At 68.6% G+C, this 19,434-nt stretch carries 17 protein-coding genes; 7 read left to right on the forward strand and 10 right to left on the reverse strand.

Annotated elements, in window-relative coordinates:
- Positions 1-8: 8 nt before the first annotated feature.
- Positions 9-728 carry a DinB family protein gene (locus C7C45_RS24015; RefSeq protein ID WP_110565965.1) on the reverse strand — a complete coding sequence of 240 codons (720 nt, stop codon included), beginning with the start codon at positions 726-728 and terminating at the stop codon, positions 9-11.
- 143 nt (positions 729-871) lie between these two features.
- The gene (locus tag C7C45_RS24020) at positions 872-1,909 is read right to left on the reverse strand and encodes a hypothetical protein (protein WP_146247396.1); all 1,038 of its coding nucleotides are present in this window, start codon (positions 1,907-1,909) and stop codon (positions 872-874) included.
- Positions 1,910-2,187: 278 nt separating this feature from the next.
- Between C7C45_RS24020 and C7C45_RS24025 the strand changes: the two genes are divergently transcribed.
- Positions 2,188-2,580, forward strand: a complete 393-nt coding sequence (locus C7C45_RS24025; protein ID WP_146247397.1) for a hypothetical protein — start codon at positions 2,188-2,190, stop codon at positions 2,578-2,580.
- A gap of 42 nt (positions 2,581-2,622) precedes the next feature.
- Here the strand turns inward: C7C45_RS24025 and C7C45_RS24030 are convergent, their stop codons facing one another.
- Complete coding sequence (locus C7C45_RS24030; protein WP_110565968.1) at positions 2,623-3,927, reverse strand: CE1 family esterase; 1,305 nt, start codon at positions 3,925-3,927, stop codon at positions 2,623-2,625.
- 704 nt (positions 3,928-4,631) lie between these two features.
- On the opposite strand from C7C45_RS24030, the gene C7C45_RS24035 reads away from it, so the two are divergent.
- Entirely contained in the window at positions 4,632-5,060 is a 429-nt protein-coding gene (locus tag C7C45_RS24035; RefSeq protein WP_110565969.1) for a hypothetical protein, read from the forward strand.
- 28 nt (positions 5,061-5,088) lie between these two features.
- On the opposite strand, the gene C7C45_RS24040 is transcribed toward C7C45_RS24035, so the two are convergent.
- The 3 genes from C7C45_RS24040 to C7C45_RS24055 all read right to left on the reverse strand — a co-directional run bounded on the left by C7C45_RS24040 (position 5,089) and on the right by C7C45_RS24055 (position 8,562).
- Complete coding sequence (locus C7C45_RS24040; protein ID WP_110565970.1) at positions 5,089-6,321, reverse strand: RNA polymerase sigma factor; 1,233 nt, start codon at positions 6,319-6,321, stop codon at positions 5,089-5,091.
- A gap of 194 nt (positions 6,322-6,515) precedes the next feature.
- Complete coding sequence (locus C7C45_RS24050; protein ID WP_146247398.1) at positions 6,516-6,950, reverse strand: hypothetical protein; 435 nt, start codon at positions 6,948-6,950, stop codon at positions 6,516-6,518.
- 136 nt (positions 6,951-7,086) lie between these two features.
- Positions 7,087-8,562 (reverse strand): arabinofuranosidase catalytic domain-containing protein, encoded by a 1,476-nt coding sequence (locus tag C7C45_RS24055; RefSeq protein ID WP_110565973.1) that lies wholly within the window; start codon positions 8,560-8,562, stop codon positions 7,087-7,089.
- 297 nt (positions 8,563-8,859) lie between these two features.
- Here C7C45_RS24055 and C7C45_RS24060 point away from each other — a divergent pair, with 297 nt between their 5' ends.
- The gene (locus C7C45_RS24060; RefSeq protein WP_110565974.1) at positions 8,860-9,897 is read left to right on the forward strand and encodes a LacI family DNA-binding transcriptional regulator; all 1,038 of its coding nucleotides are present in this window, start codon (positions 8,860-8,862) and stop codon (positions 9,895-9,897) included.
- Here C7C45_RS24060 and C7C45_RS24065 read toward each other — a convergent pair.
- From C7C45_RS24065 to C7C45_RS24080, 4 genes are all read right to left on the reverse strand, one after another.
- Positions 9,884-11,596 (reverse strand): amylo-alpha-1,6-glucosidase, encoded by a 1,713-nt coding sequence (locus tag C7C45_RS24065; RefSeq protein WP_110565975.1) that lies wholly within the window; start codon positions 11,594-11,596, stop codon positions 9,884-9,886. The genes C7C45_RS24060 and C7C45_RS24065 overlap by 14 nt on opposite strands.
- A gap of 32 nt (positions 11,597-11,628) precedes the next feature.
- Positions 11,629-12,453 carry a carbohydrate ABC transporter permease gene (locus C7C45_RS24070; protein ID WP_110565976.1) on the reverse strand — a complete coding sequence of 275 codons (825 nt, stop codon included), beginning with the start codon at positions 12,451-12,453 and terminating at the stop codon, positions 11,629-11,631.
- Positions 12,450-13,289 (reverse strand): carbohydrate ABC transporter permease, encoded by an 840-nt coding sequence (locus C7C45_RS24075; protein ID WP_244200537.1) that lies wholly within the window; start codon positions 13,287-13,289, stop codon positions 12,450-12,452. The genes C7C45_RS24070 and C7C45_RS24075 overlap by 4 nt, the downstream gene beginning before the upstream one ends.
- Before the next feature lie 150 nt (positions 13,290-13,439).
- Positions 13,440-14,684 carry a sugar ABC transporter substrate-binding protein gene (locus C7C45_RS24080; protein ID WP_110565978.1) on the reverse strand — a complete coding sequence of 415 codons (1,245 nt, stop codon included), beginning with the start codon at positions 14,682-14,684 and terminating at the stop codon, positions 13,440-13,442.
- Between the two features lie 300 nt (positions 14,685-14,984).
- On the opposite strand from C7C45_RS24080, the gene C7C45_RS24085 reads away from it, so the two are divergent.
- The 4 genes from C7C45_RS24085 to C7C45_RS24095 all read left to right on the forward strand — a co-directional run.
- Positions 14,985-16,820 carry an RICIN domain-containing protein gene (locus C7C45_RS24085; protein ID WP_110565979.1) on the forward strand — a complete coding sequence of 612 codons (1,836 nt, stop codon included), beginning with the start codon at positions 14,985-14,987 and terminating at the stop codon, positions 16,818-16,820.
- 185 nt (positions 16,821-17,005) lie between these two features.
- Positions 17,006-18,595: an arabinofuranosidase catalytic domain-containing protein gene (locus tag C7C45_RS24090; protein WP_208641291.1), complete on the forward strand. Its 1,590-nt coding sequence runs from the start codon at positions 17,006-17,008 to the stop codon at positions 18,593-18,595.
- 64 nt (positions 18,596-18,659) lie between these two features.
- Complete coding sequence (locus tag C7C45_RS35560; RefSeq protein WP_280101392.1) at positions 18,660-18,794, forward strand: hypothetical protein; 135 nt, start codon at positions 18,660-18,662, stop codon at positions 18,792-18,794.
- Positions 18,795-19,186: 392 nt separating this feature from the next.
- Positions 19,187-19,434 (forward strand): endo-1,4-beta-xylanase (locus tag C7C45_RS24095; protein ID WP_167454817.1); only part of this gene is annotated, 248 nt, incomplete at its 3' end.

Consider the following 19,434-nt stretch of genomic DNA (forward strand, 5'->3'; position numbering starts at 1 on the left):
GTGGACCCTCAGCGCTGTGCGTCGATGTCACGCAGCGCGAAGCGAAGGTGCGCCCACTCTTCATCGAAGATCACGTGCAGGCAGCGCAGGACGGATTGCTGGTGTTCAGGTGACCACGCGGCTGGCCGAGACTCGGCCAGCAGGTCCGGCGTGACGGTCGCGAGGAAGTCCCGCATCATCGCCTGGCGCTCGGCACGCAACTCGCGTACCGCCGCGAACGTTGGCTGGCCGGTGGCGAAGATCGACATGTCGTAACCGTCGGTCGCATACTCGACGTGCGGCTGGCCGAGCGGGTGGAAAGGCTGTGGCAGGCGCAGGATCGCCTTCCCGAGCCAGGTGTCGGTGGCGAACGCGAGGTGGCGCAGCGTCTGCGCGAACGACCACTCACCGTCGATCGAAACGTCGGCGGTGCCCGCGGGCATGGACAGGACCTGGTCGACTGCGGCCGCCCAGGCCCGTTCGAGTGCCGCCCACGCCGTGCGTAACCCGTCCGGGTCCTGGGCCTGCCTCAGCTCGCGCCCGGGGAACCGCCGGTTCAGCTCGGCTTCGACGATCGGCACGACGTCCACACCGTTGACCAGGAGAGTGCCCTCGGCCAGCCACGGCGCGTCGATGTCCAGCCCGCTCACGTCGACGCCACGCATCACCGCGCCGGCCAGTGTCGACCTGTTGAACCGCGCACCCCGCAGGTCCTTGTCGACAAACGTGGCTGTTTTGTCCAGGGTCATGGCGTACTCCCATCCCTTCGCCGGATGCGGCGATGCTAGCCCTGACATCCGACGACCCAGAGCAGGCGCAGCCAGTCAGGGGGCGTTCGGTCCTCGACTGCCGAGAGATGTCGAGAGGCTCGGCCGTGGACGAACCGGGTGGCTCACGACGAGATGCCGACGTCTGCCGGCTGCTCCTGACGTGGCCGGGTGGTGAGGGTGTAGCCGGTGGTCGTGATGCCCAGCGACACTCCCCAGCCGAGGAACACCAGCAGCGTCGCGGTTGACGCCCACCCGTCCCAGACGTCCGACCAACGCAGGTCACCGGCGCGTAGTTGGCCGACGAACACCGCGACGCTCAGCACGCCGTAGGTGACCAGCGCGAGTGCCACCAGCCCGGCCGGGAGCACCGCCAGCAGCGGCGGAACCCGCCGACCGCGCAGTCCCGGCACCCAGCGCGGGAACTGCTGCCCCCACCGCTGCACCAGACCGAGAACGAGCAGACCGGCGAGCGGCGGGACGAGAGTGATCGCCACGCCCGTCTGCGTCGAGAGGTTCCGCTGGATGTCGTCAAGTGTCGACGCGGAGATGCCGAAGGGCACGCCGAGGACCCAGAGCCCGTGCGGTACGGCCCAGCCGACCACCGGCAGCGCGACGGCCACGTACGCCCAGAGGCGCGTCCACCGAGGCACCGGCCGGTAGCCGGGAGTCACCGGTCCGTGCCGAGGGCCGACGGCGTTCGCGAGCCCGGCGAACAGGACACCGCCGATCACCAGGGCGAGCCGGGCGGCCAGGTCACGCCAGTCCGAGGGGCGCCCGGTCAACGCCGCCGGGATCTCGAAGAGCAGGTGCAGCGGGAACGCGACGAGCAGGAGAAACGCGGCCGCCAACCAACTGGCCGTCGCGGCGGGGCGGCCGGCGAACCGGACCGCGCACACGACGACCACGGCGAGGGCGACGCCGATTCCCACGGCTCCCCATCCCGTCCAGAACGGCAACGCCTCGACGCGGTCGGCGCCGCATCCCCCCGCCGGGTCGACCAGATCAGTTCGGTCGCAGGCGGTGTACCCCCACCGGCCACCCGCGATCCAGAACAGGCGCAGAGCCACCTCACCGACGACGAAGACGATGCACGCCACCGCCCAGGGTCTGGCCCGGTCGGCCGTCGCGGGTCGCTGCCGAGAAGCGGAACGGTCTGCCATGTCGCCCCCTACGTGCGGTGCCAGGTCGGCGCAGCGGGCTCGCAGCCATACCGGGGCAGGCCCAAGGGGCCACGCCGACGCCCATGAGTCAATGGTCTGCGGCGACGGGCAACTCATCCTCCCCGGCTGAGTGGATCGCACTCCCTCCACCGGGGGGCCACCGCACTTCATGGACGGCCAGCACGCCTGCCGTGAGCGGCACGGCCTCCGCGAGACTCCGGGAACGTTCACCGATCCGGCTCCTGTGCAGGCCATGGCGGATGGCCGAGACTGTAACGATGTCGCGAGATGCTGCAGATGCGCCGCGTACGCAGGTCGCCATCACCGCTCTGCTCATCGTCGCCGGCGTACTCATCCTCTTCATCCCCGCCGGAGGCGAGGGCCGGGTTCTCGTGCCCCTCAGCGCGGGTCACGGACTGTCCGCCGTCGACGCGGTCGGCGCGGCGCTGCTGGCGGTGGGCGCGACCTGGCTGGAAGTGCTCGTGGTACGACGCCTGCCGCACCTCGCCCTGCCCCCACGGGCGTTGTTCGCACTCGGCCTGCTGGCTGGCCTCGGCGTGGGGCTCGTGATCGCTTCGGTCTTCTCCGGGTTCTTCTGGTGGTGGGGTGTCGGCGCTGCCGCGCTTGGCATTGCCGTCCTCATCGTCGTACCTCTGACGGCACGTCGTTGAGGGGCCCGGAGCCAGTGGCTCCGGGCCCCGGTTCTGCCACGCTCAGGGGCTGGTGCAGGTGATGTTGCTGGGCGGGGTCGCGCCGTTGCCGGTTGCGGTGAACCCGAAGGTGGCCGAGGCGTTCGGGCCCAACGTGCCGTTGTAGGCGGCGTTCCGGACGGTGACGTTGCCGGTGGTGCCCGTATTGGTGCCGCTCCAGAGGCTGCTGATGGTCTGGCCACTGGCCAGAGTCAGGCGTACGGTCCAGCCGGTGATGGTGGCGGCGGTGCTGTTGGCCACGGTCACCTCACCCTGGAAGCCGCCGGGCCAACTGTTGACCGCGTTGTAGGTCGCGGTGCAGGTGCCCGGTTCTCCGGTCGGCGGGGCGGTCGTCGGCGGGGCCGTCGTCGGCGGGGCGGTCGTGGGCGGGGTGGTCGTTGGCGGGGCGGTCGTGGGGGGCGTGGTCGACTCGAACTGGCTGAAGAATCTCCAGATTTCCCCCGAGGTCCAGGTCCTGGAGTCGTTCGGGCTGGACGATCCGTCGACCGGGCTGGGGGTGTGGTCTCCGTCGAACGCGGCCCACTGCACGGGATAGCCCGCCCGGCAGCCCGCATAGGTGGTGGTGATGTGGGTGAGGCTGCCTCGGCTCGGCTCCCGTGGGCTCTGCGCGGTGCAGCCGTTGTTGCGCACGAACGTGTCACGCAGTGACCGGCCCTGGGAGATGTTCAGCACGCTGTCGTAGATGCCGTGGATGCCGAAGTAGGCGACGGGTTGGGTGCCGCCGTTGCAGCCGCTGAGGTTGGCACCGGACAGGACGGTGACCGCACGGATGACGGTTGGTCGGGCGCAGGCGACCGCGTAGCTCATCGCGCCGCCGTAGCTCCAGCCCAGGGCGAAGCGTTGGGTGGTGTCGACGCAGAGGTCGGTCTCGATCTGCCGGGAGATGTCGTCGAAGAGGGTCAGGTCTCGACCGTTCGTGTTGGCCCAACCGGCGTTGAGGCCCTGGGGCGCGACGAAGATCGTGCTGTTGTTGGACAGCGGCGCGAGCCCGTAGTAGCCGGCCGACGCGACGTTGTTGGCCGAGCCGTTCAGCCAGTGGAAGCCGAAGATCAGCCGGTAGGGATGGTTTCTGTCGTAACCGTCCGGGATCCGCAAGATGTAGGTGCGACTCTGTCCGCTGCTCTGAATGGTGCGGGTCCCACTGGTGAGCGTGGGTGCCTTACCGCAGCCCGCGGTTGCCGCGAGCGTGCCGTTCGTCGCGGCCACCGCCGCCCCGCGGAGGTCACCGCCGAGCGCGCTACCGGCGGTCACTGCGAGGAGGACCGCCGCACCCGCGATGAAGGAAAGAACGTGTCTGTGTCTCGTCATTGCCTGGCTCCTTGCCACTGATCGTGCGGTGTCGGTGGTGGTGCGCGAAGCCGGCCCGGTGGCCGCCGGCCGTGCCCGCAGGACGGGGCGGTGCGGTGTTCACGGATGCCTGTGGCGCTGCCTGGTGCCGGAATACGGCTCCCCTTCCGTAGCGGGACGGCGTGCACGGGTGGTGTGCGGGCCGTACCGTCGCTGCCGGGTCGTCCGCGACGGACATTGGAAGCTGGGGCATGCAGCCGGACCGAGGTCGTCCGGCAACCGTCGGCGGTCGCCTGGCATCGGCGGAGCTGCCCGGACTGGTCGCGACAGGCAAGGGCGATGGGAGGGCGCTGCCCTCGGTGTGCCTTTGTCGATCGACTCAGGTGATGGGGAGCGTGCCCTTCGCTCCCGCGCCGAAAGATAGCATGTTATCGATAACAGGCTCAACCGATCGGGTCGGCGCTGGGTGCCCACCGAGGAGGCCTCGTTCGTCGACAGCACCGGCGCAGCCAGGGCTTCTGGCCGATTCGCATCGACGAGCTTCGCTGACGTCGTGCCTGCCCGCAGCAGGACGAAAGCTGCCGGCGATGCGACGGGCGCATCTCGTTCAAGCCAGTAGCTCGGGACGCTGCGGTGGCCTACCGTGTCACATCGGCATCGATGCGCGTACCGTCGGGACGAACACCTGCGCCAGTTCACCGACGTCTTCTGGACGGAGGAATCGAATGAACGTGGCTACCATTGCCGGCGGCCTTGTCGCGCTCTTCATTGCTGCCGCGGCGTTCGTCAGCGTACGCGGGCGGGGTGGGACACCTGGTTCCGTCGGTCTGGTGTTGAGACTGCTCGCGGTGGCCGCCACGGCCTGGATTGTCGTTGCGCTGCTGCCCTTCACGATCGACGACAGTGGCGCTGCCGCCAGCTATCTGCTGGGTGTGCCGGTGGTCGTGGCCGTCTGTCCCCTCATCGCAGACCTGACCCACCGCGCCGTCGGCATCACCACAGCGGTCGCGGCGTTGGTCATGCTGCTCTGGGCGCTCGTCCTCGGCCTCGGCATCGGCCTCTGGTTCGTCCTCCCGGCCCTGCTGCTGGGCATGGCCGCGATAGCCACCGCGGCTTCCCGGCCCGCGGCGGCACCAAGGAACCAGGATGCCTGAAGGCCGTCCCTGGCCCTGATGCTGACGATTACAGATACCGCTTGACGTCCGTCAGTCGCTCGGTGAGGAAGGCGCGCTCCACATCGTTGTCGGTAAGGGTCAGGGCCTCTTCGTAGGCCGTGACGGCCTGGGGCCACCGCTTCAACTGGCGCAGGAAGTCGGCGCGGGCGGCGCTGAGATATCCGTAGGTGGCCAGGGCCGGATCGGCGAGCAGTGGCGTCAGCGCGTGAAGTCCGGCTTCGGGGCCGTCGCGTAGCCCGATCGCGACCGCGCGATTGAGATCGACTACGGGCGAGGGCCACAGTCGGAACAGGGCGTCGTAGAGCCCGACGACCTGGGTCCAGTCGGTGTCGTGCCACGTCGGCGCCTCGGCATGCACGGCAGCTATCGCCGCCTCCAGGGCGTAACGGGTCGGTGGTCGCCGGCGAAGCGCGTCGGTCACCAACGACTGGCCCTCGGCGATGAGCTGCCTGTCCCAGAGTGCCCGGTTCTGTTCGGGCAGAAGCACCAGACGACCGTCGGCGGACACGCGGGCGCCCTGCCGAGACCCGGTGAGTAGCAGCAGCGCGAGAAGCGCGCTGATCTCGGTATCGGTCGGCATGAGCAGATGCAACATTCGGGCCAGACTGATCGCGCTGTCGACCAGGTCGTGGCGGATCAGTTGAGTGCCGACGGGTGCGGTGTGGCCGGTGGTGAAGATGAGGTGGACGACCTCGAGTACCGCACCGAGTCGTTCCTCGAGTTGATCCGGACCAGGTACCCGGTACGGGATGCGTGCCGTCGCGATCTTCCTCTTCGCCCGGGTGATCCGAGCAGCCATGGTGGCCGGCTGCACCAGGAACGCGCGAGCCACCTCGGGTGTGGAGAGCCCGCACACCAGACGCAGGGTCAGGCAGATCTGCGCCTGCCTGGACAACGCGGGGTGTGCGCAGGTGAAGATGAGTCGCAACCGCTCGTCGACCAGCCCGTCCTCGGGCCCCGGCGCTGTCTCGTCCGCGACGAGCAGTGGCATCTTGCGGCGGAAAACCGACTCACGCCGCAGGGCATCCCGGGCCCGGTTGCGCGCGATGGTGGTGAGCCAAGCCCCCGGCCGGTCCGGGATACCGGTCTCCGGCCAGGTCTCCAGGGCCTGTGCGAACGCGTCCTGGGCGCACTCCTCGGCGAGATCTAGGTCTCGGGTCAGATGGGCGGTCGTGCTGAACACCTGTGCCCAGTCGCGGCGGTGCGCCTGCGCGACCGCCGCGACGACCTCATCGTTCATCCGTGATCGGCCACTTCATCCGTGGTCGACCACGGGACGGATCTCCACGCCGCTGTGTGTCGCACGGACCTCGGGAAGCAGTGTCACCATCGACAGGACCTCGTCACCACGGTGTGGCCCGTCCGGCGGCTGCTCAGCGCCTCTGCGATCGACAACATCGGGGTGAAGGAGTAGAGGGCGACCCCTGACTCGGCCTACCGGGCGCTGTCGAACCACCAGTTGGCGAGGAAGTAGAACCCGGGCAACCACGCGAGGACTGCGGCCGCGAGCCACGCGACGTAGGCCGGAACCACCTTCCGCGTGCGGCGTACGAGGAGGGCGTTCACCCCCAGGAAGGCCACACCGAGGATGACCAGGGCGACGACGACGAACATCCCCACGAGGGAAGCCTCATCCGTGTCGACCTCGAACGGTGGATAGCGGCCGACGATCTTCGCGTAGGTGTGATTCGTGCCCAGCGAGTAGGGCCCGTTGAGCTGGTAAGCCAGCAGGGAGACGACCATGCCCAGCGGGACGACGGCCAGGACACCGATCACGAAGTTGCACAGCAGCGTCGCGGCGGCAGCCACGAAGACACGTCGCCGGTCGGAGCCGATCATGGGTGTCCGTTCGCGGATGGTCTCGTCCATCGTGAACTCCCGTTGTCTCGACCGACCCCGCGAACGGATGAAAGGTAGCAGCAGCACCGGGCCCCGCACCTGGCCTCACCGGGTCGGTGCCGCCTCCGCGGATTTCGCGCAGACGGCACCGGCTCGGTGATGGTGTTCAGCTGCGGGTGGACCAGCGTTGGTTCTGTTGTCCGTTGCAGGCCCAGAGGATGAGTTTGGTGCCGTTGGCGGTGCCGGCGGCGTTGGCGTCGAGGCAGAGGCCGGATTGGACGCCGGTGATGGTGCCGTTGGCGTTGATGTTCCACTGTTGGTTGGTGCCGCTGTGGCAGTCCCAGATGATTGCCTGGGTGCCGTTGGTGGTGCCTTGGCCGTTGGCGTCGAGGCACTTGTTGCCCAGCACCTGTAGTTGTTTGTTGGCGGTGTAGGTCCAGCGTTGGGCGGTGTTGCCGAGGCAGTCCCAGAGTTGTACCTGGGTGCCGTTGGTGCTGGTGCCGTTCGGCACGTCGATGCAGCGGTTGGACTGTGCGCCGACGATCTGGACGTTCTGCTGGGGGTTACCGCCACCAGCCGTCGCGTAACCGGCCGCGGCGATGTTGGCCTGTACGGCGTTCTCGGTGGCCGCCGTCGGGTAGCCGGAGGTCAGCACGCCCTCGTAGAAGGTGCCCCGACCCGTGATGCTGTTGTCGCCGCCGATGCCGAGCAGGATGGCCCCCTCCTTCTTCATCGGGTGGTAGCCGTTGGGCCGTGGCCCGTCGAAGTAGGTCGTCAGGCCGCCCGACTGCCCGTTCCCGCCCCGGATGGCCCAGTGGTTCGGCTCGCCCTTGACCATGGCCGTGACGAAGCGGTGGTTGATGGGGGCGATGTTGTTGTATCCCGCGTTCACCCCGGAGAACAGCCCCCACTCCAGGTCGGCCATGATCCAGGGTCCGGCGCCGGCGCCGTAGCCCCACTGTTTGTTGGCACCGAAGTAGACGGTCTCCATGATGGCGCGTTCGTCGGCCAGGTTGTTCGTCTGCGCATTGCCGTAGTCGAAGCAGCACCACTGGTTGTAGTGCGTGCCGTCGACGACGGCGTAGATGCCCTCGGGCTGGTCGCCGGTGGCGACGCCGTTGGTGTTGTTGTTGCGGTAGCCGGTGCCCGGGGCGATGTAGACGCCGTACGCCTTCTGACCGCCGACGGTTACCGGTGCCGCCTTCGCGTCGGCGAGGTTGTCCCATCCGCCGGCAGCGGGGCCGACGAAGTAGCCGGGGGGTGCCTGGGTGAGGCGGTTGTTGCGGCCGGACTGGTCGTACAGGATGGTGATCACGCAGTTGGTGTTGGCGCAGAACGAGTCCTGGGTGGCGGCGTTGACGTAGCCACCGGCGCTCAGCACGCCGACGTCGCGGGTGGTGTTGTCCGACGAGCGACGGACCTGGTAGAGCGGTCCGTTGTAGGCGCCGTAGAGCGCGCGGGTGGTGCTGTGCGCGGCCACGCACGGGGTGCCACCCGAGGCGTAGATGTCACACGGTCCCGTGCCGGCCGCGCGGGCGACGCCCGGGGTGTCCGAGACCACGTAGATGCCGGCGCCGACGACGAGGACCAAGAGGGTCCCCACTGCGGCCATGAGGCGACTCAACCTTCTCTTCACATTCATCGGATCCTTTCGGCGGTGTGGCAAAGCGGTGCGGTCCGCACTGACGTAAGACGTCATACCTGTGACATTAATGCGTGTCCATGTATTGCGCTACCGTCACCCGCCACCGCATCCGACTCGACCGACCGCCGGATGCGCTGCGGCACCCACCTGCCGACGGAATGCGAAATGGTCGGTTGCCCGCCGTGATTGCTCCGGAATTTTTCGGACTCGGGCCCGAGAGTCCGGACAGATATGCTTGGGAACGAAGAAGTGTGCGTCCCCGTGTCGGGGCAAGAATCGATTCGAGGGCGCGGTATGAACATCGGGGAGATCGCCCGCCGGGCCGGGGTGTCCCGCAGCACCGTGTCCTACGTGCTGAGCGGGAAGCGGACCGTGTCGGAGACGACCCGGCAGCGGATCCAGGCGGTCATCGACGAGCTGGACTACCGACCGAACGCCAGCGCCCGCGCACTGAAGGAGGGACGCACCCGCACCCTCGGGCTGGTGATCCCTCCGGCGAGCCAGCGGCTGACCGACATGCAGTTGGGTTTCGTCGCCAGCGTCGTCGAGGCGGCCGCCCGGCATGACCTCGATGTGCTGCTGTCCCCGTCCGGCGGCGATCATGACCGGTCGTTCGAGCGGATCGTCACCGGGCGTCGGGTGGACGGTGTGGTCCTGATGGAGATCCGCTTGGACGACGACCGGGTGACTCGGCTGACCAAGGCCGGTCTGCCGTTCGTCACGATCGGGCGGACCGCTGAGCCGCACGGGATGAGCTGGATCGACATCGACTACGCCGGGCTGATCGGCCGCTGCGTGCACCACCTGGCCGATCTGGGGCATCGGCACGTGGCGTTGGTCAATCGCTCCGCCGAGTTGGTGGCCGCCGGTTACGGCCCCAGCCATCGGGCGCTGGCTGGTTTCCGGGCGGCGGCGGTGGAGCGGGGCCTGACCGGCGTGGAGGTCTGCTCCGGCGACGACACGGCCTCCGGGGAGGCGTGCGTGGAAGAGTTGCTCGCGACCCACCCGGACGTCACGGCCGTGGCCACCATCAACGAGGCGGCGCTGCCCGGAATGCAGCGTGCCCTGACCGGCGCCGGCCTCTCCGTGCCGGGCGACTTCTCCGTCACCGGTGTCGCCGCCCAGCACTGGGCGGAGGACTTCCGCCCGCCGTTGACCGCTGCGGACGTCCCGATGGTCGAGATGGGCGCCGAGGCGGTGTCGCTGTTGCTGGAGAGCATCGCGGCCCCCGGGGCGGTGCCACGACACCGCCTGTACAGCCCGCCCATCTCACTGCGCTCCAGCACCGGTCCGGTCCGGGCCCGCGCGGTCGACGCGGCTACCCAGCGGTGACCCGCCGTTCCTCCTGAGCGGCGGCGAGGATGAGGTAGCTGCTGGCAGTCCAGGTGTACGCGCGGTCCCGGAGCCCGGCCCCGGTTTCGGCGTCGAAGTTCTCCGCGAACCCGGACTTCTCACACAGTGCGAGGAATCGTCGACTGATCTCGTCGGCGATCCCGATCTGCCCGGCCCGCCGCAGGCCGTCCTCGACCAGGACGGTGGACGGTGCCCAGATGGGGCCACGCCAGTAGCCATCGGCGAGATAGTGGGTCGAGTCCGTCGGTTCGGTGGCCAGTCCGTGTGTGGTCAGGTGGGTTTCGGCGCCCCGCGCCAGTGCGGCGGCGACGGGGGCCGGCAGGTCGGCCCCGAGCGCGACGGGCATCAGGTCGAGCAGGCTGCGGCTCGCCCGCTGTTTCCCGGTGTGGGGGTTACGGGCGGTGAAGCGTTCGCCGTCCCACAGGTCCCGCAGCATTGCCCCGTGGATCCGGTCGGCCTCCCGGGACCACTGGTCGGCGGGCTCGCCCAGCTCGATGGCGAGGTCGGCCAGGCAGCGAAGTTGCGAGACCAGGAACGCGGCGAGGTCGGCCGTCTGGAGGACCCGGCCGTCGTCGAAGGTGGTCGCGTTGTCCCAACCGCTGTCGTTGCCGTGCTGGTAGTGGGGCAGATCGTGGCCGGGGGCCCGGCGCGCGTCGAGCCAGAACCGGGTCCAGCGGGCAAGCCGGTGGTACGTCTCCGTCAGCGCCGCCCGGTCCGGCGGCTGGGGAAGGCGCCGGCGCAGGTGACGCAGGGCCCAGCCGTGAATGGGGGGCTTGACGTAGTTGTGCAGGACCTCGGAGTGGGTGACCGAGTCGGGTAGGGCGCCGGCCTCGTCCTGGTGGTCGAAGGGCAGCTGGAACTGGTGCCAGGCCAGCTCCGGCTCGCCGCCGGCCAGGGCGATCGCGTTGAAGCAGTGGTCCCAGCTCCACACCTTGTCCATCCAGTGCTTGGACATCAGGACGGCCGGTCGGGTGACGAAGCCCGCCGGAGCGACGGTGGCGGACCAGAGTACGTACGCGGCCAGTTCGGCGGCCGGGGTCTCCGCGCTCCGCCACGGTGCGACCGCGTCGACGAACGCGGTGAACTCGGCGATCCGGTCGCGGCACAGCTGGTCGAAGGTGACGGATGCGGTGTACGGGCGGCGGGCGGTCGCGTACTCCTCGATCGCGATCTCCCACGGTTGGTCGACGGCGAGGTCCACGGACCGGTCGGCCTTGCCGAGCGCCTCGACACCGTCGGTCCGCTGGAGAGCACCGGAGAGCACCGTGATCCGGTAGCGGCGACCGGTCTCGTACGAGGTGAACACGTGTGACCCGTCGACCGGATCGAGGTACAGGTAGGTGCCGCTGAACGGGGTGAGGGTGCTCGCCGCTGCGGCGACCCGCAGCCCGAGCCGGCTGCCCCGGATCCGCAGGGTCTCCGGCCCGTCGTAGACGGCCTCGATCCGGTCGGCGCCGCTGCGCCAGGTCAGCAGCCCGGGCGTGGCGACGACCGTGGCGCCGGTGACCGCGGGGGCGAGACGCAGTACGGGGTGCAGCCCGGTCTGGTGGGAGACCAGGTGCAGGTCGTCGGCGTACGTCTTCTCGGCTACCACCGGGGAGATGTTGAACCAGGATCCTCGGTAGCTGAACGGGATGTCCTGGATGGGAAACTCCGGACCGGACGGGGCGACGGTCATGGGTGGCGGGTGCCTTTCTGTGGTGCGGGTGGTCAGTCCTTGACGGCGCCGGCGGTCACGCCCATCGAGACGTACCGCTGGGCCAGGATCAACAGCACGGCGGCGGGGATGGAGGCGACGACAGCGGTGGCCATGATGGCGTTCCACTGCTGGTTGTTGTTGCCGATGTAGTGGTAGATGCCGAGGGTGATCGGCTGGTGGTCGCCGCCGCCGGCGAGGGTCGAGGCGAAGATGAAGTCCGACCAGGACCACAGGAACGCGAACAGCGACACCGTGACGATCGAGTTGCGGCTGACCGGCAGCACGACCGACCAGAAGGTCCGCAGCCGACTCGCGCCGTCGACCACGGCGGCCTGGATCAGCTCGTCGGGGATCCCGGACATGAAGGCCGTGAAGATCAGAACGCCGAACGGCACCGCCAGTGTCGTGTCGGCCAGGATCAGGCCGGGCAGCGTGTTCAGGACGCCGAGAGTGAGATAGATGGCGTAGAAGCCCATTGCCATGATGATCCCCGGGATCATCTGCGCGATCAGCAGCACGAAGCTCAGCGCCGGGCCGCCGGGCGGCCGGAGTTTCGCCAGCGCGTATCCGGCGGGGGCGGCCAGCGCCACGGTGAGCACCACCGTGCCGAGGCCGACCAGGAAGCTGGTGCCGAGGTACGGCAGTTGCTGGTCGAGCACCGCGCGGTACCCGTCCAGGGTGCCGTTGATCGGGAACAGGTGCGGGGGATTGGCCCGCATGTCCTGGTCCCGGGTGAACGACACGTTGATCATCCAGTAGACGGGGAAGAGCATCAGCCCGGTCAGCACCAGGCCGATGCCGGTCTTCCACCAGGCCCGAGGCGTTGAGGTGGTCATCGTAGGTGCTGCCTCCGCTCGATCCGGATGTAGATGAGCCCGGCGATCAGGGCCATCACGATGAGCAGGTTTCCGATGGCCGCGCCCGGGCCGAATTCGGGCAGCATGTTGCCGAAGCCGAGCCGGTACGACCAGGTGGCGAGCGTGGCCGAGGAGCCGGTCGGGCCACCCCTGGTCATGATCCAGACGATGTCGAAGACCTTCAGCGTGTAGATCAGCCCCAGCAGCAGCGTGATCGTGGAGACCGGGCGCAGCAGCGGGAAGGTGATCCGCCAGAAGCGTTGCCAGCTCGACGCGCCGTCGAGCGCGGACGCCTCGTACATCTCGACCGGGATGCCCTGTAGCCCGCTGTAGAGCACCACCAGGTTGAACGGAATGCCGATCCAGATGTTCGCGATGATCACCGAGGTGAGCGACCAACCCGGCGAGGTGAGCCAGTTGACCGGGTCGATGCCGACCGCGCCGAGTGCCGCGTTGACCAGACCCGAGTCGCTGTTGAGCAGCCACGACCAGGTCGACGCCGAGACGATCAGTGGCAGCAGCCACGGTACGAGAATCAACGCCCGCAACGTGCGCGACAGCGGGAAGTGCTGGTGGAAGAAGAGCGCCAGGGCCATGCCGATGCTGAACTGGAAGACGAGCGACGCGCCGGTGAAGATCAGGGTGTGCCACAGCGTCGGCCCGAAGGCCGGGTCGCTGAGGACCGTTCGGTAGTTGTCGAGGCCGGCGAAGGGCGCCCCACCCTGCACGAACGAGCGCACGGTGTACTCGCGCAGGCTCAACTCGACGTTGCGGTAGAGCGGGTAGGCGTAGAAGGCCGCCAGGTAGATGGTCACGGGCGCCAGGAAGCCCCACGCCAGCCATCGGCTGGGTCGGCGTACGCGGGACGGTGGAGGCCCGGGTGGGGCGGCCTTCGCCGCCCCATCCTGGTCCTGTGTCGTGGTGGAGGTCCGTTTCGTGGAGAGCATGGTGTCGGGTCGGCGCGCTTACCTGGTCGACGCCGCGGTCTGCGCTGCCTTCAGCGCCTCCTGCGGCGACTTTCCGCCGCTGAGGGCCGCCTGCACCGCGGTCCACAGGGATTCGGAGATCTTCGGGTACTTCGTGCCGAGGTTGTCACCGGTGCGGCCCTTGGCTGCCCGGACCGCCTCCACCCAGACCTTGAGCTTCGGATCGGCAGTGGCCTGCCGATCCTGAACGGCGGTGACGGGTGCGACGTAGGACAGCGTGGTGTCCGTGGCGAGGAGGTTGTCGGCGTTGGTCAGACAGGCGACGAGCTTCTGCGACGTCTCGTACCGGCCGGTGTTCTTCTGCACCGGGATGGAGACGAACTCACCGCCGGTGGGCGCCGGTGCGGGGCCGCCCGCGTTGGCCGGAATCGGGATGGTGCCGTACGAGAAGCCGAGTTTCTCGGCGTTGGCCAGCTGCCAGGTGCCGTTCTCGGCGAACGCGTAATCGCCGGTGGCGAACTCCTGCCAACTCGTGGTCTGGGTGTTGTTGATGACCGAGTTCGGGGCGTGGCCCTGCTTGAGCCAGTCCGTCCAGAGCGTCAGCGCGGACACCGCCTGCGGCGAGTCCAAACTGGTCAGCTGGGCTCCCGATCCCCAGAACCAGGGCAGGAACTGGAAGCTGCCCTCCTCGGTTCCGATCGCGGAGAAGGTGATGCCCTTCTTCCCGGCGGCTTTGACCTTGGTCAGCGCCGCGGTCAGCGAGGTCCAGTCCTTGACCGTGGCCGGGTCGACGCCGGCGGCGGTCAGCACGTCCTTGTTGTAGTAGAGAGCGAGGGTGTTCGCTCCGATCGGCACCCCGTACGTCTTGCCCTCGCTCTGGCCGGCGCCGAGCAGGTTCGCCGCCATGGCGGAGACGTCCAGCTTGTTGTCGTCGGTGGTGGTGAGCGCGCCGGCCTCGGCCAGTGTCGAGATGACCGGGTTGTCCACGATCAGCACGTCCGGCGAGTTTCCCTGCTGGGCGGCGAGCAGCGCCTTGTTGGTCAGGTCGGTGGTGTCGTAGCCGGTCCGCTCGACCGTCACCCCCGCGGTGGTGCCGCACTTCTTGAGCAGCGACACCCATTCGGATTCGGCGGCGAACTGCGGATACGGGTCCCAGACGAGGTAGGCGCCGCCGCCGCCGTCGGAGGTGTCGTCGCCGGACGACGAGCAGGCACTGGCTGTCACTGCGGCGAGCGCTATCACGGCGACGGCGGCCAGGCGCCGCCGACGACTGAGTCCTGTCATGTGGTGCCTCACTTCAAGTCGATTGTCAGGTGAGCGGTGCGGGTTGACCGTCGCGGGTCGGACGCGGTCCGACCATGAGGCGAACCGATTCGACGAATCGGTTCGCACGAAGATAGGTCTGTCCGTGCCCGCTGGTCAAGAGATGGACGGCCGTCCTGAAGGTCCTGCTGGGAAACACGGGCTTTACCGCGGTGTCACTTCATTGACATGGTTCAGCTCCCGGTCCTACGATCGTGCGAATCGATTCGCAAGTGCAGCCCTCCGGAGAGCGTCCCCCCGCGCCCCACCAAGGAGCCGCCCGTGAAAACCCCGTCCCCCGGCAGGTCGCGACGAGCGCACGCGTTCGTCACCCGACTCGTGGTCGGCCTGCTCGCCGCCACCGCCGCCGTAACCGTCGTCGCGTCTCCGGCCCAGGCGGCCGACGAGTCGATAAGCGTCAACTTCGCCACGGACAACGGCACGCCGACCTACCGCGCGTCCGGCTGGATCTACGGCATGACCGAGAACGCCAGCGGCCCGGCCGACCACTTCTACCGAGACGTCAAGTTCCAGTCCATGCGCGCCGGCGGCGCGCAACTCCCGGGCAGTGGCTGGGTCGGCGGCACCTACGACCGCCGGTGGAACTCCACCCTCGCCCAGGCACGTCGGACCACCGCGCTCGGCGGGAAGTTCATCATCCTGCCGCACGACCTGTGGGGTGCCGACGGCGCCGGAATCTCCCGCTTCCCCGGCGACAACGGCAACTGGACCGACTACGACAACTTCCTGACCCGGCTGATCAGCGACGTCCGGGCGTCCGGGTTGTCCGTGCAGTGGGACATCTGGAACGAACCCAACATCACCATCTTCTGGAACCGCCCGATCTCGCAGTACTTCGAACTGTGGCGCCGCACCTACCAGCGCCTCCGGGTGGAGTTCCCCAACCAGCTCATCGTCGGGCCGAGCTGTGCCTGCGTCCCGTCGACCAACCACGCCTTCTGGAACCAGTACCTGGACTTCGTCCGCTCGACCAACACGGTTCCGGACATCATCAGCTGGCACTCGCTGCCGGGCGACCCGGTCGCCAACGTCGCCGCCGCCAACGCGACCCTCGACCCGCGCGGCATCGCGCACCCGCGGCCGTACCAGATCAACGAGTACGGCGCCCCCGACGAGCAGAACCCGGCCGACGGCGCCTGGTACATCGCCCGTCTGGAGCGGGCCCGGGCCGATGGCCTGCGGGCGAACTGGGCCAGCGGCGGCAGCCTGCACAACGACCTCGGCAACCTGTTGATCCGTAACTCGGCCGGCCAGCACCAGCCCAAGGGTGAGTGGTGGAACTACCGCTACTACGCCTCGCAGACCGGTCAGATCGCGGCGGTGACCCCCAGCCAGTCGTACGACGCCTACGCCACGAAGACGACCGGCACGGCGAAGATCCTGGTCGGTGGCGGTCGTACCACCGGGAACCTGACCGTCAACCTGCAACGCCTGGACACCACTAGCGGCATCGTGCAGAACAACCAGGTGCGGGTGCTCACCCAACGCATCCCGCACAACGGTGGCGGTGCGGTGGCGGGGCCGGTCACGGTCTCGAACAGCGTGGTCGGGGTGTCCAACAACAACGCCACCGTGACCCTTCCGTACACCAACCAGACCGACACCTACACCGTCACGCTGCTGCCCCCGTCGGACGGCGGCTTCCAGTCGGTCGCGGTGGCCCAGCACTCCCAGCAGTGCCTGAACAACCCCGGCCTGAGCACCGCCGACGGCAACGTCCAACAGCAGAACTACTGCGACGGCGGTGACCAGCAGCTCTGGAACTTCCGCCCGGTCGCCGGCGTGGCCAACACCTACACGGTGGTCAACCAGCAGAGCGGCAAGTGCCTCGACGTCAGCGGCGTCTCCACCGCCGACGGCGCGGCCGTGCACCAGTGGGCCTGCCTGAACGGCCTCAACCAGCAGTTCACCCTGCGCAAGGTGACCTACTCGGGCAACGACTCACACGACTACCAACTCGTCGCTCGCCACAGTGGCAAGTGCGTCGATGTCAACGCGGTCTCCACGGCGGCCGGCGCGCCGGTCCACCAGTGGACCTGCAAGGCGGTCAACCAGGGCAGCCCGTTGAATCAGACGTGGCGGCTCCTGGGACGGTAGGCGTCCCGGGGAGGTGGTGCGCTGGCCGTCCGCCCAACGGCCAGCGCGCCACCCGTAACCGCATTCATTGACATGAATAAAACAAAGGTCCTACGATTCGCTGCGAATCGATTCGCCATCGCCCACCACCCGCCCGTGGCGCGTCGACGATCCCCCCGCGCTTCCACGACTCCGAGGAGCACCTCGTGCGAACCCCGTCCCGCAGCGGGCCAGGAACAGCCCGCGACCTCATCCCGAGACGCCAACGCGTCCGACGTCTGACCCTCCTGGCTGGTGCCCTGGCCGGGGTGCTCGTCGTCGTCGGCATCGGCGTCGGCACCAACCCCGCCAGTTCGCCCTTCGCCGCCGAGGCCGCCGCGGCGGCTGCCATCGAGCCGGGGCAGAGCACCCGGATCGTCGGCACGCCGTCCGGTCGCTGCCTCGAGGTTCCCAACTCCAGCACCACAAACGGCACCCAGACACAACTCTGGGACTGCAACGGCGCCGCCGGCCAGACCTGGACCTGGACGTCGAGCAAGCAAATCCAGGTGTACGGCAACAAGTGCCTGGACGCCTCCGGCCGGGGCACCACCAACGGCACCCAGGCGATCATCTGGGACTGCAACGGCCAGAACAACCAGCAGTGGAACGTCAACAGCAACGGCACCATCACCGGCGTGCAGTCCGGCCTCTGCCTCGACGCCAACGGCGCCGCCACCGCGAACGGCACCAAGGTCATCCTCTGGGCCTGCAACGGTGGCGCCAACCAGCAGTGGGCCTCGCCGACCACGCCGCCAACGACCACGCCGCCTACGACCACCCCGCCGACCGGCGCGCGTCCGTGCGACATCTACGCCTCCGGCGGCACCCCGTGCATCGCGGCCCACAGCACGACCCGGGCGCTCTCCGCGACGTACGCCGGCAACCTCTACCAGGTCCGACGCTCGTCGGACAACACGACCCGCAACATCGGGCTCACGGGTACGGGCGGCACCGCCAACGCGGCGACGCAGGATTCCTTCTGCGCCGGCACGACCTGCGTGATCACGGTCGTCTTCGACCAGTCCGGGCGCGGAAACGACCTCTGGTACCAGGGGTCGAGCGTGGTTCCGGGTTCACCGCAGAGCAAGCCGGCGATCGCGACGACGGAATCGCTGACCGTCGGTGGCGCGAAGGCGTACTCGCTCTACATCAATCCCGGCAACAGCTACTGGCGGGACGGGCACCTCACCGGCGTGCCGACCGGTGCGGCTCCCGAGGGCATGTACATGGTGACCAGCGGGACCCACGTCAACAGCGGCTGCTGCTTCGACTACGGCAACAGTGAGACGACCAGGAAGGCCGACGCCGCCGGGGCGATGGACGCCATCAACTTCGGCAAACAGTGCTGGTTCGGCGGCTGCTCCGGCAGCGGCCCGTGGGTGCAGGCGGACCTCGAATGGGGTCTCTTCCCGGGCGGCAGCAGCTCGTGGAACCCGAACCAGCGCGCCTTCACCAGCAAGTTCGTCACCGCGACGCTCAAGAACAACGGCACGTCCCGCTTCGCCATCAAGGGCAGCGACGCCCAGTCCGGCAGCCTGTACACGCTGTGGGACGGCTCGCTTCCGCCGGGATACAGCCCGATGAAGAAGCAGGGTGCGATCATCCTCGGCAGCGGCGGTGACTGCTGCAAGCCCGACGGCGGCGCCAACCTGAGCGCCGGCACCTTCTACGAGGGGGCGATGGTCGCCGGCTATCCGTCCGACGCGACCGAGAACGCGGTGCAGGCCAACGTGGTGACCGCCGGTTACCGCTGACCCTGGCAGCGCCCGAACGAAGCGTGCGCCGGTCACCATCTCCTGGTGACCGGCGCACGCTTGCGTGGACGTCGATCGGTCTCAGGCGACCGTGCAGGACGCGCCGTCGAGGGTGCACGAGGACGGTGGGGCGTTGTTGCCGGTGTGGGTGGCCCTGAACCACGAGGAGTCGGCGGTCGACACCGGCCGACAACTGTGAGCGATAACAGGGTCGCCCTCCGGTACGACCCGGCAGCGCGGTGGTACGGCTCGTCCGCTGGTCGCGCATCGGCTGAGCACGGTTGCTGTGAGCGGTTGGTACCGGGCGAAACGCGGCGTTCCGGGAGATCGGCGTGAACGGCTCGTTACGACTTGACGAACGGCATGTTATCGCTCACTCTCGATATAGAGGTCTATGCATCCCCGTGGCTCACCGGGCGAGCCGCACGGGTCGTACCTCCGATCACGACGTCCTCCAGGGCAAGCGGACGTCACCTCGGGACCCGGCAGTTCCCGTGCTGAGGCCGGATGGCTGGAACGGCCGTCCCGGTCAGCGGTCCCGAGCGAAGTGGCACATCACCACCACCGATGCAACCACTGAAAAGGAACGCCATGAAACCCATGAGAACGATGCTGGCGGCGGCGACCATCGCCGCCGCCCTCGCCACTGGTATGACGGTGGCGCTGACTCCCGCAGCCGGTGCTGGCACGACCCTGAAGGCGGCCGCAGCCGAGAAGGGCCGCTACTTCGGTGCCGCTGTCGCGACGGGCAAGCTCTCCACCAGCGCCTACACGACGATCCTGAACCGCGAGTTCAACAGTGTCGTGCCCGAGAACGAGATGAAGTGGGACGCGACCGA

Source organism: Micromonospora arborensis, from assembly GCF_003205615.1.
GTDB classification, from domain to species: Bacteria; Actinomycetota; Actinomycetes; order Mycobacteriales; family Micromonosporaceae; genus Micromonospora; species Micromonospora arborensis.